The sequence below is a fragment of the Chelatococcus composti genome (assembly GCF_014201415.1).
GTDB classification, from domain to species: Bacteria; Pseudomonadota; Alphaproteobacteria; order Rhizobiales; family Beijerinckiaceae; genus Chelatococcus_A; species Chelatococcus_A composti.
This window is the reverse complement of the sequence record NZ_JACHEH010000001.1, coordinates 1-12,424: the sequence shown is the minus strand read 5'-3', so window position 1 is coordinate 12,424 and position 12,424 is coordinate 1. Positions and strand designations below refer to the sequence as shown.

13 protein-coding genes are annotated in these 12,424 nt (G+C 67.8%); 1 reads left to right on the top strand and 12 read right to left on the bottom strand.

What is annotated here, in order from left to right; genetic code table 11:
* Positions 1-58 precede the first annotated feature (58 nt).
* From ilvN to miaA, 5 genes are all read right to left on the bottom strand, one after another.
* The gene (ilvN, locus tag HNQ73_RS00065) at positions 59-592 is read right to left on the bottom strand and encodes an acetolactate synthase small subunit (RefSeq protein WP_183331031.1); all 534 of its coding nucleotides are present in this window, start codon (positions 590-592) and stop codon (positions 59-61) included.
* 44 nt (positions 593-636) lie between these two features.
* A complete protein-coding gene (locus HNQ73_RS00060; RefSeq protein ID WP_183331023.1) occupies positions 637-1,329 on the bottom strand; it encodes a glutathione S-transferase family protein in 693 nt (230 codons plus the stop codon).
* A gap of 154 nt (positions 1,330-1,483) precedes the next feature.
* Positions 1,484-2,191, bottom strand: a complete 708-nt coding sequence (locus HNQ73_RS00055; RefSeq protein WP_183331021.1) for an aspartate/glutamate racemase family protein — start codon at positions 2,189-2,191, stop codon at positions 1,484-1,486.
* 29 nt (positions 2,192-2,220) lie between these two features.
* The gene (locus HNQ73_RS00050) at positions 2,221-3,981 is read right to left on the bottom strand and encodes an acetolactate synthase 3 large subunit (RefSeq protein WP_183331019.1); all 1,761 of its coding nucleotides are present in this window, start codon (positions 3,979-3,981) and stop codon (positions 2,221-2,223) included.
* Between the two features lie 208 nt (positions 3,982-4,189).
* The gene (gene miaA, locus HNQ73_RS00045) at positions 4,190-5,131 is read right to left on the bottom strand and encodes a tRNA (adenosine(37)-N6)-dimethylallyltransferase MiaA (RefSeq protein WP_183332152.1); all 942 of its coding nucleotides are present in this window, start codon (positions 5,129-5,131) and stop codon (positions 4,190-4,192) included.
* Positions 5,132-5,157: 26 nt separating this feature from the next.
* Here miaA and serB point away from each other — a divergent pair, with 26 nt between their 5' ends.
* Entirely contained in the window at positions 5,158-6,057 is a 900-nt protein-coding gene (gene serB, locus HNQ73_RS00040; RefSeq protein ID WP_373284838.1) for a phosphoserine phosphatase SerB, read from the top strand.
* A gap of 57 nt (positions 6,058-6,114) precedes the next feature.
* On the opposite strand, the gene HNQ73_RS00035 is transcribed toward serB, so the two are convergent.
* The 7 genes from HNQ73_RS00035 to HNQ73_RS00005 form a co-directional block, all read right to left on the bottom strand.
* A complete protein-coding gene (locus tag HNQ73_RS00035; RefSeq protein ID WP_183331017.1) occupies positions 6,115-7,596 on the bottom strand; it encodes a DegQ family serine endoprotease in 1,482 nt (493 codons plus the stop codon).
* A gap of 223 nt (positions 7,597-7,819) precedes the next feature.
* Positions 7,820-8,014 (bottom strand): DUF2065 domain-containing protein, encoded by a 195-nt coding sequence (locus tag HNQ73_RS00030; protein WP_183331016.1) that lies wholly within the window; start codon positions 8,012-8,014, stop codon positions 7,820-7,822.
* Between the two features lie 27 nt (positions 8,015-8,041).
* The gene (hflC, locus tag HNQ73_RS00025) at positions 8,042-8,995 is read right to left on the bottom strand and encodes a protease modulator HflC (RefSeq protein ID WP_183331014.1); all 954 of its coding nucleotides are present in this window, start codon (positions 8,993-8,995) and stop codon (positions 8,042-8,044) included.
* The gene (gene hflK, locus HNQ73_RS00020; RefSeq protein ID WP_183331011.1) at positions 8,992-10,137 is read right to left on the bottom strand and encodes an FtsH protease activity modulator HflK; all 1,146 of its coding nucleotides are present in this window, start codon (positions 10,135-10,137) and stop codon (positions 8,992-8,994) included. Before hflK ends, hflC begins: the two co-directional genes overlap by 4 nt.
* Before the next feature lie 126 nt (positions 10,138-10,263).
* Positions 10,264-10,824, bottom strand: coding sequence for a dihydrofolate reductase (locus tag HNQ73_RS00015; protein ID WP_183331010.1), 561 nt, complete (start codon positions 10,822-10,824; stop codon positions 10,264-10,266).
* Entirely contained in the window at positions 10,821-11,306 is a 486-nt protein-coding gene (locus HNQ73_RS00010; RefSeq protein WP_183331008.1) for a GNAT family N-acetyltransferase, read from the bottom strand. Before HNQ73_RS00010 ends, HNQ73_RS00015 begins: the two co-directional genes overlap by 4 nt.
* A gap of 38 nt (positions 11,307-11,344) precedes the next feature.
* Entirely contained in the window at positions 11,345-12,139 is a 795-nt protein-coding gene (locus tag HNQ73_RS00005) for a thymidylate synthase (RefSeq protein ID WP_183331006.1), read from the bottom strand.
* Positions 12,140-12,424: the final 285 nt, after the last annotated feature.

Below are 12,424 nucleotides of genomic sequence, written 5' to 3'. Positions count from 1 at the left end.
CGAGCGCCCTGCCCGCGTCGGCGCCAGCAGGCACCACGGCCCGGCCGGCGCCCCGCTCTCACATCGGATCGGCGCCGCGGCCCATGGCCGCGATGCCCGTGCGGGCCACTTCCGTCAGCCCGCAGCCTGTCATCAGGTTGATGAAGCGCTCCGTCTCGTCACTCGTGCCCGTCAGCTCGAAGACGAATGACGTCATCGTCGCATCGACAGTGCGGGCGCCGAAGGCCTGCGCGAGGCGCATCGCCTCCACGCGCGTCTCACCCTTGCCCACCACCTTGACCAGCACCAGCTCGCGCTCGATCGCGTCGCCGCTGACCGTCAGATCGTTCACCCGGTGCACAGGCACCAGGCGCGCGAGCTGCGCCTTGATCTGCTCGATGACGTTGGCCGTGCCCGTCGTCACGATGGTGATGCGCGAGAGATGCTTCTCGTGCTCGGTCTCGGAAACCGTGAGGCTCTCGATGTTGTAGCCACGGCCGGAGAACAGGCCCGCGATGCGCGCCAGCACGCCCGGTTCGTTGTCGACGATCACCGCCAGCGTGTGGCGGGCGATGGGCTCGGCGGCGGGGGCATCTGAATAGTGAGACTTCATCGGCGGACCTGCAAAAGGGGGCTGAACGTGCTGCATGATAGTCCTCACGCACTACTGCGATAATTGGCGATGGGCTCGGCGTCCACCTCGTCCTCGGCGACGATCCATGGCTCCGCCAGCGCCTCCTTGCGCCATGCGCGGAAGGCGGGAAGGTCGAGGATCGCGTCCATATAGGCGCGCGTCGACGCATCGACCGGGAAGGAATAGGTCTCCAGGCGCGTGACGACCGGGGCGTACATCGCATCGGCCGCCGAAAACGCGCCAAACAGGAAGGGGCCGCCAGCGCCGAAGCGCTCCCGCGCCTCGCGCCAGGCGACGGCGATGCGCACCACGTCCCGCGCGACCGCAGGGCCATAATCCCTGGCGGGGAACTTCTTGCCGAGGTTCATCGGGCACGCCCCGCGCAGCGCCGCGAAGCCCGCGTGCATCTCCGCCGCCATGGCACGGGCCATGGCCCGTGCCGCCCGCTCGCGCGGCCAGATGGGCAGCTCGGGGTGCGTGTCAGCCAGATAGTCGATGATGGCGAGCGATTCCCAGACGGTGATGTCGCCGTCGACCAGCGCCGGCACCTTGCCGGCCGGCGTATAGCGCGCGATCTGTGCCTTCCACGCCGGATCGTCGAAGGTGGGGCCGAAGGGCACCTGCACCTCCTCGAACGCGATTCCAAAGTGCCGCATGAGGAGCCACGGGCGCAGCGACCAGGAGGAATAGCACTTGTTGGCGATGACGAGCTTCATGGGCCTTCGTCCGGTTTCGTCTGTGGGGCGCCCAGACTGGGGCGGCGCCCCGCGCCCGTCCAATCAAGCGATGTGAGGCGAACGATCACAAACCGCCGGCTCGCCGTCCGCGACGGCGCGGCGCCGCGCAGCCCCCTCGGATGGCAGACCGGCGTCATGCCGCGCGACTTTCTTGCGCTTCCGCAAAGGCGACCGCAGCCTCCACGTGCAGCGCCGTGGTGTCGAAGACCGGAATGGCGAAGTCGACCTGCGATACGAGCAGCGTGATTTCCGTGCAGCCGAGGATCACCCCGTCCGCACCTTCGGCAGCGACGGCCTCGGCGACGATGTCAAGGTAGCGCTGCTTCGAGGCGGGCTCGATCCGGCCGCGGCACAGCTCCTCGTAGATAATGCGATGCACATCCTCGCGCTGCGCCGGACCGGGGATGATTGCGTCGATGCCCCTGCTGGCGAGCCGCTCGCGGTAGAAGTCCTCCTCCATCGTGAAACGCGTCGCAAGCAGCAGCGGCCGCCGCGACGGGCTCTCCAGAATCGCCGCCGCGGTGACGTCGGCGATGTGGAGGAAGGGCAGCCGCGTCGCGGACGTGATCCTGTCAGCGAGCTTGTGCATCGTGTTGGTGCACAGCACGATGCAGTCGGCACCCGCCCGCTCCAGCCGGCCCGCGCTGTCCGCCAGGATGTCGCCCGCTGCCGCCCAGTCGCCGTTCGCCTGCATCTCGGCGATGGGCGCGAAGTCGAGGGAATGCAGCAGCACGTCGGCCGAGTGCAGGCCCCCGCGCAGGGCGCGGACCCGCTCGTTGATGAGCCGGTAATAGACCGCAGTCGATTCCCAGCTCATGCCGCCGATCAGGCCGATCGTCATCTGCCGCCTCCCGCGACCCGCGCGTCCGCTCAAACGAGCATCTTGCCCTTGGCGTCGATGACGGAGCCGATGTCCTCGGCCGCGTCGCCCAGGATCATCTCGTTGTGCGCCTTGCCCGACGGGATCATGGGGAAGCAGTTCTCCGCCTGGTCGACGATGCAGTCGAAGATGACCGGACGGGGCGTGTCGATCATCTGGCGAATGGCATCGTCAAGCTGGTCGGGCTTTTCGCAGCGGATGCCCACGGCACCGTAGGCCTCGGCCAGCTTCACGAAGTCGGGCAGCGAATGCGAGTAGCTCTCCGAATAGCGGCCGCCGTGCAGCAGCTCCTGCCACTGGCGCACCATGCCCATGTACTGGTTGTTGAGGATGAAGATCTTGATGGGCAGCCGATACTGCAGGGCGGTCGACATCTCCTGCATGTTCATGAGGATCGAGGCCTCGCCCGCGATGTCGACGACGAGCGAGCCCGGATGCGCAAGCTGCGCGCCGATGGCGGCCGGCAGGCCATAGCCCATGGTGCCGAGCCCGCCGGAGGTCATCCATCGGTTCGGCTCCTCGAACTTGAAGAACTGGGCAGCCCACATCTGGTGCTGGCCCACCTCGGTGGTGACGTAGACGTCCCGGTCCTTCGTCAGCTCGTAGAGCCGCTCGATGGCGTACTGCGGCTTGATGACGTCGCCGGACTGGCGATAGGCGAGGCAGTTGCGGGCCCGCCAGCCGGCGATGTCATCCCACCACGCCTTGAGTGCCGCCTTGTCCACCTGCGGCGCCGAGGAGCGCCACAGGCGCACCATGTCCTCCAGCACGTGGGCGCAGTCGCCGACGATGCCGATGTCGACCTTGACGTTCTTGTTGATCGACGAGGGGTCGATGTCGATGTGGATCTTGCGCGAGTTGGGCGAGAAGGCGTCGAGCCGGCCCGTGATGCGGTCGTCGAAGCGGGCGCCGATGGCGATCATCACGTCGCAGCCGTGCATCGCCAGATTGGCCTCGTAGGTGCCGTGCATCCCCAGCATGCCGAGGAACTGCGGATCGGAAGCCGGATAGGCGCCGAGGCCCATGAGCGTCGACGTGATGGGGAAGCCCGTGAGGCGCACCAGCTCGCGCAGCAGCGCCGAGGCCTGCGGCCCGGCGTTGATGACGCCGCCGCCGGTGTAGAACACGGGCCGCCTGGCCGAGGCCATCAGCTCGATGGCAGCCTTGATCTTGTCCATGTCGCCCTGCACCTGCGGGCGATAGGTCTTGTGCTGGTTGCTCGCCGGACGCACATAGGTGCCGGTGGCGAACTGCACGTCCTTCGGCAGGTCGATGACCACCGGGCCGGGCCGGCCGTTCGCCGCCACATAGAAGGCCTCGTGCAGAATGCGCGGCAGGTCCTCGATGCGCTTGACGAGATAGTTGTGCTTCGTGCAGTGGCGCGTGATGCCGACGGTGTCGGCCTCCTGGAAGGCGTCCGAACCGATGAGATGCGTCGGCACCTGGCCGGTGAGGCAGACGATCGGGATCGAATCCATCAGCGCGTCGGTGAGGCCGGTGACCGCATTGGTCGCGCCGGGGCCCGACGTCACCAGCACGACGCCGACCTTGCCCGACGAGCGTGCATAGCCCTCGGCCGCATGCACGGCGCCCTGCTCGTGGCGCACGAGCACATGCCGGATTTTGTCCTGGTGGAACAGCGCATCATAGATCGGCAGCACCGCACCGCCAGGATAACCGAAGATGTACTCCACCCCTTGATCCTGCAGCGCACGAACCACCATTTCGGCGCCGGTCATCGTCTCGCTCATCGTCTTCTCCGTTCCTCGGCGTGGCCGGACGGGTCGGACCGGGGGCAATAAAAAAGGGCCCCGAAGGACCCTGCATGCGCCACCAGCCGGACCTGCGGATCATCTCCGCTCCGTCGATGGCGCCCCCGTTACAATAAGAATTGCGCGCATAAGCCGCACGTTCCTTCCACGTCTGTGGCGGGCACGCTAAACGAGGCTCGCCAGCCGGTCAAGCAGAAGATCGCTGCTCATCGGCAGGATCTGCGCCCCGCAGAGCCTCGCCGATCGCGTCCTCGGCCACTTCCGGCGCGAGCCAGGCGAAATCCGGCAGCTGGTGACGCACCCAAGTGAACTGCCGCTTGGCATAATGGCGCGTGTCCGCCTGCGCCTTGCCGACTGCCTCCTCCAGGCTCACTTCGCCGCGGATGTGACGGATCAGCCAGGGCACGCCGTGAGCCCGCATCACCGGCAGGGCCGGATCGAGCCCGCGCGCGGCGAGCGCCCTCACCTCCTCGAGCGCCCCCGCCTCCATCATCGCCGAGAAGCGGCGGTCGATGCGCGCAAAGAGCGCCGCTCGCTCGGGTGCGAGGAAGTACTTTCCGAGGCGCCAGCCCGAGAGGAGCGGACGTCCGCGCCGGCCATGGAAGCTCACGATGGGCCGGCCCGTCGCCGCAAAAACCTCCAGGGCACGCAGGATACGCAGCCGGTCGGTCGGGTTGAGGCGCGCGGCAGTGACGGGGTCACGCGCCGCAAGATCGGCATAGAGCAGCGGCGTCTCCCTGCCCTCTGCCGCGGCGCGCACCGCCGCCCGCACCTCGTCCGGCACAGGCGGGATCTCCGACAGCCCCTCGCAGAGGGCCTTGAAGTAGAGCCCCGTGCCGCCGACGAAGATGGGCATTCTGCCCTTCGCCCGCGCCTCCGCCAGCACCGTCGCGGCGTCGGCGAGATAGCGCCCGACGGAATAGTTCACCGCGCCATCCACATGGCCGTAGAGCCGGTGCGGCACCATCGCCTCCTCGGCCTCGGTCGGCCGGGCGGTGATGATCCTGAGGTCCTCGTAGACCTGCATCGAATCGGCATTGACGACGATGCCGCCGTGCTCCTGCGCGAGGGCGATCGCCAATGCGGACTTGCCGGAAGCCGTCGGCCCTGCGATGAGGACGGCTCGCATCCTTTCCGTCACGATCTTCTCCGGCAATGACTGAGACCCTGACCCACGTCGCCACTCTCATAACCAATCCGGCCACGCCCGTCCTCAGCCAAGATCTCGTCGAGGCGGCTGCCCGGCACCTCGGGGCAGGCTCGGCGCCCGTCTGGCTGGACGAAGGCGTGGCGGCCGACATCCCCTTCTCCCCGCGCGAGGGCGTCGATGCCGCGGCGAGCCTGCGCGAGGCGCTCGGCGATGCGCCCGTCGACATCGTCGTGCAGCCGCGCGCCGGACGGCGCAAGCGCCTGTTCCTGGCCGACATGGATTCAACCATGATCGGGCAGGAATGCATCGACGAGCTTGCCGACATGGTGGGCCTCAAGGCCCAGGTGTCAGCCATCACGGAGCGGGCCATGCGCGGCGAGCTGCCGTTCGAGCCTGCCCTGCGCGAACGTGTCGCGCTTCTCGGCGGCCTGCCCGTCTCCGCCATCGACCGCATCATTGCCGAGCGCATCACGCTGACGCCGGGCGGCACCGCGCTTGTGCGCACCATGCGCGCGCAGGGAGCCTACACCTGCCTGGTATCCGGCGGCTTCACCCTGTTCACCGGCCCCATCGCCTCCCGCATCGGCTTTCACGAGCATCGCTCCAACCGCCTCGTCGAGGAGAACGGCATCCTCGCCGGCCGGGTGGAGGAGCCCATCCTCGGGCGCGAGGCCAAGCTTGCGACGCTGCGCGAGCTGCGGGCCCGCTTCAACCTCGCCGACAGCGAGACGCTTGCCGTGGGTGACGGCGCCAACGACCTCGCCATGCTCGGCGAAGCGGGGCTCGGCGTCGCCTTCCACGCGAAGCCCGCAGTGGCCGCCGCCGCCCATGCCCGCATCGACCACGGCGACCTCAGCGCCCTCCTCTATCTGCAGGGCTACCGCCGCGACGAGTTCGTGGACTGAGGCCAAAACGAAAGGGCGGCCCGAGGGCCGCCCCTTTTGCTTCAGAACGTGGCCGGCTCACTGCAGGCTCAGCGCCACGAAACGCACCTCTCCTTGGGCGGAAGAGACGAGCAGAAGAACCGACTTCTTGCCCTCCTTCTTCACGGCCTCGATGCGCTTGGTCACATCCCGCGGGCTCGCCACCGGCTCCTGGTTTACCTCGACGATCACGTCACCGGGCTGGATGCGCTTGTCGGCAGCGGCCGAGTTGGGATCGACGCGGGTAACGACCACGCCCTTGACGTCTTCCTTGATGTTGTAGCGCTGGCGCAGCATGCCGTTGAGGCTCGACAGCTCGAGGCCCAGCACCTGGCTGACGGCCGGCTTCTCGCTCTGTCCGCCCTGGCTCGGGGAGGACTCGTCCGTCGCCTCCTCGAGGCGGCCGAGCTTGACGCGCCTGGTCTCCTCCTTGCCCTTGCGGATGACGACCACGTCGACTTCCTTGCCGACCGGCGTCTGCGCCACCATCAGCGGCAGATCGCGCGACTGGGCCACCGGCTTGCCGTCAAAGGAGACGATCACATCGCCGACCTCGATGCCGGCGGATTTGGACGGGCCCTTCTCGTCGACACCCGCAACGAGGGCGCCGCGCGCCTTGTCGAGGCCCAGAGCCTCGGCCGTGGCGTCGTCGACGTTCTGGATGCGCACGCCGAGCCAGCCGCGGCGCGTCTCGCCGAACTCGATGAGCTGGCGGATCGTGGGTTCGGCGAGCGACGACGGCACGGCGAAGCCGATGCCGACCGAGCCGCCGGTGGGCGACAGGATGGCGGTGTTAATGCCGATGACCTCGCCGTTCATGTTGAACAGCGGGCCACCCGAGTTGCCCTTGTTGATGGCGGCGTCGGTCTGGATGTAGTTGCCGAAGGCCGAGGAATCGATGTCGCGCTTGTTGGCGGACACGATGCCGGCCGACACGGAGCCGCCGAGACCGAAGGGGTTGCCGATGGCGAGCACCCAATCGCCGATACGCAGCGCCTCGGAATCACCGAAGCGCACGGCCTTCAGCGGCTTGTCGGGCTTCACCCTGAGCACGGCGAGGTCGAGCTTGCTGTCCCTGCCGACGATCTCCGCCTTCAGCTTGCTGCCGTCGGTGAAGACGACGGTGATGTCGTTGGCCTCACCGATGACGTGGTTGTTGGTGACGATGATGCCCTGGGGATCGATGACGAACCCGGAGCCGAGCGAGTTGGAGCGGCGCTGCTGACGCGGCGCGTCACCCTGGCCGCGCCGGTTGAAGAACTCCTCGAACAGATCCTCGAACGGCGTACCGGGCGGCAGCTGGGGAAAGGTCGGGCCACGCGTCTCCACGGTCGTCGAGGCCGAGATGTTCACCACAGCGTCGATGACCTCCTGCGCGACATCGGCCAGCGATTCCGGTCCGCGAGCGAAAGCGGCGGCCGGAAGCTGCACGGCCATGATGGCCGCCACCGCGATGGCGGAGAACGCGCGCCGCAGCCCCGTGCCGCCGAGAGCGCGTGGAATGGGCGGAAGAAATGTCATTGTGATCCTCGTTCCCTGGGGGCGCTGGCCTGCGCCACCCGTCACTGGTTGCCCGGCGGCGGCCCGCACCGCCGCCCCCTCCGGTCTGCGAGGTTTCAGTCTTCAATTACGGCGGAACAGCGGCTCGCACGCGCAACTGTGCGTGATTGCGCCCTCCGTCGCAAGGCTCCGGCGCAGGGCCGGCCTCGGCAACCGCCACCTGTCCGGCGCGGAGGAACCGGCCTTACCAGCCGCCCCACCGCACACACCAGATGACGATGACCCCGACGATCGCCGAGACGATGCCGACGATCCGCATGCGCTCGACGGGCGCCTCGGCGGCCTCCGCCAGCGCCCGCTTGGCCGCGCTCGGGAAGGCCGCGAAGATGAGTCCCTCGATAGCCAACACGAGGCCGAGCGCTGCGAGAAAATCCGTCATGCCACAGCGCCCCCCTCGTTCGCACCGTCAGGGAGTGGCCAGGCTCGACTGCGGACCGGGCGCGGGCTGCTGCGGCGCAGGCGACTGACCGCCCCGGGCCGGAGTGGAATTGCGGCCGAAGGCGTTGCCGAAGTAGCGGAAAAAGTCTGTTTCCGGCGCCAGCACGAGCCGCGTGTCCGAAGCCCGCAAGCTCGTCTCGTAGGCCTGCATCGAGCGGTAGAAGGCGAAGAAGTCCGGATCGCGCCCGTAAGCCTCGGCGAAGATGCGGTTGCTCTCGGCGTCGCCCTGGCCGCGCAGCTCCTGCGCCTTGCGGTCGGCCTCGGCCTTGATCACCACCACGTCGCGGTCCGCGCGGGCGCGGATGCTCTGTGCAATCTGCGAGCCGTTGGCGCGGATGTCCGCGGCCTCGCGCTGACGCTCCGTCTGCATGCGCTGGTACACCGCCTGGCTGTTGGCCTGCGGCAGGTCCACGCGGCGCAGACGCACGTCGACGACGCTGATGCCGAAGCCCTGCGCCTGGGCATTCACGTCGTCGCGGATCTCGCGCATCAGCGCGGCGCGCTTCTCGCGCACGATGTCGGTGAAGGTCGCATCCGCGAGCACGGCACGGGCCGTGGAGTTGACGATGTTGCCGAGGCGCAGGTTGGCGCCTGCGACGTTGTTCACCGTCTGGTAGAAGCGCACCGGGTCGGTGATGCGGTAGCGCGTGAAGGCATCGACGACGAGACGCTTCTGGTCAGCGGCGATGACCTCCTGCTCCGACAGGTCGAGGTCGAGCACGCGCTTGTCAACGTAGACGACGTTCTCGACCAGCGGGACCTTGAAATAGAGCCCCGGCTCCGTGATGACGTTGCGCACGCCACCGAAGCGCAGCACCAGGGCCGACTGCGTCTGATAGACGACGAAAGTCGAGGCGTAGACGAGAATGGCGGCGACGACGGCGAGGATGAGGCCGCCCATCTTCCAGACGTTACCGTTCATCGGGCCGCTCCCTGCTGCGAATTGCCGCGCGTCTGCGGCTGTTGCGGCTGCGACCGCATGAGCTCGTTCAGCGGCAGATACGGCAGCACGCCTTGGCCACCCTCCTTCTGGTCGATGATCACCTTGTCCATGCCGCCCAGCACGCGCTCCATGGTTTCGAGGAAGATGCGCTCACGCGTCAGCTCGGGCGCGGCGCGATAGGACTCGTAGACCTGGATGAAGCGGGAGGCCGCGCCCTGCGCCTCGGCCACGACGCGCTCGCGATAGGCCTCGGCGGACTGCAGGATCTGCGCCGCCTGGCCGCGGGCCTCGGGCACGATGCGGCTCGCGTAGGTCTCGGCCTCGTTGCGCATGCGGTCCTGGTCCTGCCGGGCCGCCTGCACGTCGCGAAAGGCATCGATGACCTGCTGCGGCGGGTCGACCTTCTGAAGCTGCACGAGGCGGACCTGCACACCCGCGCCGTAGCTGTCGAGCGTCTCCTGCATGAGCTGGCGGACCTCGCCCTCGATGGCAACACGGTCCGTCGTCAGAACGCTCTGGATGTTGCGCCGGCCCACGACCTCGCGCATGGCGCTCTCCGCCACGGCCTTGATGGCGGCATCGGGGTTCTGCAGGTTGAAGACGTAGTCCTCAGGCCGCGCCGGGTCGATCTGCCACTGAACGGCGAAGTTGATGTCGACGATGTTCTCGTCGCCCGTCAGCATCAGGCTCTCTTCCGGCACCTCACGGCTGGCCGAGACACGGCGCGAGGTGTCGCCCGTGCGCATGCCCACCTCGATGGTGTTGACGGTGGTGACCTCGGGCTTCAGCACCGTACCGATGGGATATGGCAGGTTGTAGCGCAGGCCCTCGTTGGTCTTGCCCACATACTTGCCGAAGATGAGGTTGAGGCCCACCTCGTTGGGCCGCACCGTGTAGAAGCCCGTCGCCAGCCAGAGCAGGACGGCACCCAGCACGATGAACGCGATGCCCCGTCCGCCCATGCCGCCACCCGGCAGCATCGTCTTCAGGCGGTCCTGGCTGCGCCGGAGCAATTCCTCGAGGTCCGGAGGGTTACTGCCCCCACCGCCCTGCGGTCCCGTACCCCACGGACCGCCGGGCCTCTGGCCCCACGGACCGCCGCTCTGGTTGCTCCAAGGCATGCTGAGACGTTCCTCACCTGTTTCCGGGAGCGGCCGCAGCCGCAACATTGCAACGATCTGCCAGCGTTGATGGGTTGTCCATCCCCGGCCTGTCAAGGCCGGAAGTGGGGAATGGAAAGCGAAACGTCAACGGTTCGCCGCGGCCGAAACCTCCCGCGACCGTTCACGTTTGCGCTTGTAATCGATGAAGGTGAACGCATGCTCGTCCTCGGAGCCGGCCGGATGCGCCTCGCGGGCCGTCTCCTCGAAGAGGTCGGGGTCGATCGCCGGGAAAACGGCGTCACCCTCCGGCGAGGCATGGACACGGGTGAGCAGGATCTCGTCTGCCAGCGGCAGGCACTCCGCATAGACCTGCGCGCCGCCAGCCACCATCAGCCGCCCGACGCCGAGGCGCTCTGCCGCCTCGCGCCCGAGCGCCAGCGCCTCCTCGAGACTGGACGCCCGAATGACGCCCGCCGGCAGGTCCGCACCCGCCCGCGTGAGCACGATCGTCTCGCGGCCTGGGAGAGGCTTGCCGATCGATTCGAACGTCTTGCGCCCCATCAGGACAGGATGGCCCATCGTCAGGCTGCGGAAGCGGCGCATGTCGGTGCGCAGCCGCCACAGAAGGCGGTTGTCCCGACCGATGACGCCGTTGTCCGCCGCCGCGACAATGATGGCGAGCGAGACGGGGGCGCAGGTGCTCACGGCGCCGCCTCCGCCAGTTTCGTCAGCGCCTCGCCGGTGACGCGGCAGACGGTCCACTCGTCCATCATGCGCGCGCCGTGTCGCTTGTAGAAGCCTATGGCCGGCTCGTTCCAGTCGAGCACCCACCACTCGAGGCGCCCCAACCCCTCTGCGACACAGCGCCGGGCGAGATGCGCGAGGAGGGCCTTGCCGATGCCCATGCCGCGGAAGGCCGGGCGCACGAACAGGTCTTCGAGATAAATGCCGTGGCGACCGAGGAAGGTCGAGAAATTGTAGAACCAGAGCGCGAAGCCCGCCGGCTCCCCGCCCCATTCGGCAATGTCGCAGAAGACGCGGGGGGTGGGTCCGAAGAGGGCCGCCTCGAAATGGCCCTCCGTCGCCTCGACCTCGTGGGCCAGCTTCTCGTATTCGGCAAGCTCGCGCACGAGCGCCGTGACGAGGCCGACGTCGGCCGGACGTGCAGGACGGATGACGAGAGACATGGGGGTTTCTTCCGGACAGCACCGCGCGGGGCGGCTCCTCAGACGGCGACGGGGGCCTTGATGGCGGGATGCGGATCGTAGCCCTCGATCAGGATGTCCTCGAAGGCGAAATCGAAGATCGAGCGCACGGCCGGATTCAGCACCAGACGCGGCAGCGGCCTCGGCTCTCGCGAGAGCTGCTCGCGCGCCTGGTCAAGATGGTTGAGATAAAGATGCGCATCGCCGAAGGAATGGACGAAGTCACCGGGCACGAGTCCCGTGACCTGCGCCATCATGTGCGTCAGCAGAGCATAGCTCGCGATATTGAAGGGCACGCCGAGGAAGACATCGGCCGATCGCTGGTAGAGCTGGCAGGACAGGCGCCCGTTGGCCACATGGAACTGAAAGAGGCAGTGGCAGGGCGCCAGCGCCATCCTGTCGAGCTCGGCCGGGTTCCAGGCCGACACCACGAGGCGTCGCGAATCGGGGTTGCGGCGGATCTCGTCCACCACCCAGGCGATCTGGTCCACGGTCCGGCCGTCGGCGCCCTCCCACGCGCGCCACTGCTTGCCGTAGACGGGGCCGAGGTCGCCGTTCTCGTCAGCCCACTCGTCCCAGATGGTGACCTTGTTCTCCTGCAGGTAGCGCACATTTGTGTCGCCCTTCAGGAACCACAGCAGCTCGTGAATGATCGAGCGCAGATGCAGCTTCTTGGTGGTGACGAGCGGAAACCCCTCGGCGAGATCGAACCGCATCTGGTGACCGAAGGCGGACAGGGTGCCCGTGCCGGTCCGATCGTCCTTTCGCACGCCCTCGTCGAGCACACGACGCAGCAGGTCGAGATAAGCGCGCATCGTCGCCTCACATGATTCCTGATATCGAGGCATAGCATCGGCGACCGCGCCGGAAAACGTCTACCGACTGCGCCGGGAGCAGCTGCCAGGTACAGCCCACGCGCGAGAAAGAGCGGGCGCAGGCAAACCACCTGCTCCCGAAGAGACCCTTCTTCGCAATGAAGCCGTGACGCCGCAATGCACGAGGTGGGATGATGTCCCGAGAGGTGGTGTAGCTTATGCGATCGCCGTGCCTTCCGAACTGTGCCGGATCAGCTTGCCGCAGCGGGCAGGCTGATGAGCGGA

Coding starts and splice junctions, on each gene's coding strand:
- HNQ73_RS00010 (WP_183331008.1), bottom strand. CDS start 11,306: ATGTCTCTCGTCATCCGTCCTGCACGTCCGGCCGACGTCGGCCTCGTC.
- HNQ73_RS00005 (WP_183331006.1), bottom strand. CDS start 12,139: ATGCGCGCTTATCTCGACCTGCTGCGTCGTGTGCTCGACGAGGGCGTG.
- ilvN (WP_183331031.1), bottom strand. CDS start 592: ATGAAGTCTCACTATTCAGATGCCCCCGCCGCCGAGCCCATCGCCCGC.
- hflC (WP_183331014.1), bottom strand. CDS start 8,995: ATGAACGGTAACGTCTGGAAGATGGGCGGCCTCATCCTCGCCGTCGTC.
- HNQ73_RS00030 (WP_183331016.1), bottom strand. CDS start 8,014: ATGACGGATTTTCTCGCAGCGCTCGGCCTCGTGTTGGCTATCGAGGGA.
- HNQ73_RS00035 (WP_183331017.1), bottom strand. CDS start 7,596: ATGACATTTCTTCCGCCCATTCCACGCGCTCTCGGCGGCACGGGGCTG.
- HNQ73_RS00055 (WP_183331021.1), bottom strand. CDS start 2,191: ATGACGATCGGCCTGATCGGCGGCATGAGCTGGGAATCGACTGCGGTC.
- hflK (WP_183331011.1), bottom strand. CDS start 10,137: ATGCCTTGGAGCAACCAGAGCGGCGGTCCGTGGGGCCAGAGGCCCGGC.
- HNQ73_RS00060 (WP_183331023.1), bottom strand. CDS start 1,329: ATGAAGCTCGTCATCGCCAACAAGTGCTATTCCTCCTGGTCGCTGCGC.
- HNQ73_RS00050 (WP_183331019.1), bottom strand. CDS start 3,981: ATGAGCGAGACGATGACCGGCGCCGAAATGGTGGTTCGTGCGCTGCAG.
- serB (WP_373284838.1), top strand. CDS start 5,158: ATGACTGAGACCCTGACCCACGTCGCCACTCTCATAACCAATCCGGCC.
- miaA (WP_183332152.1), bottom strand. CDS start 5,131: ATGCGAGCCGTCCTCATCGCAGGGCCGACGGCTTCCGGCAAGTCCGCA.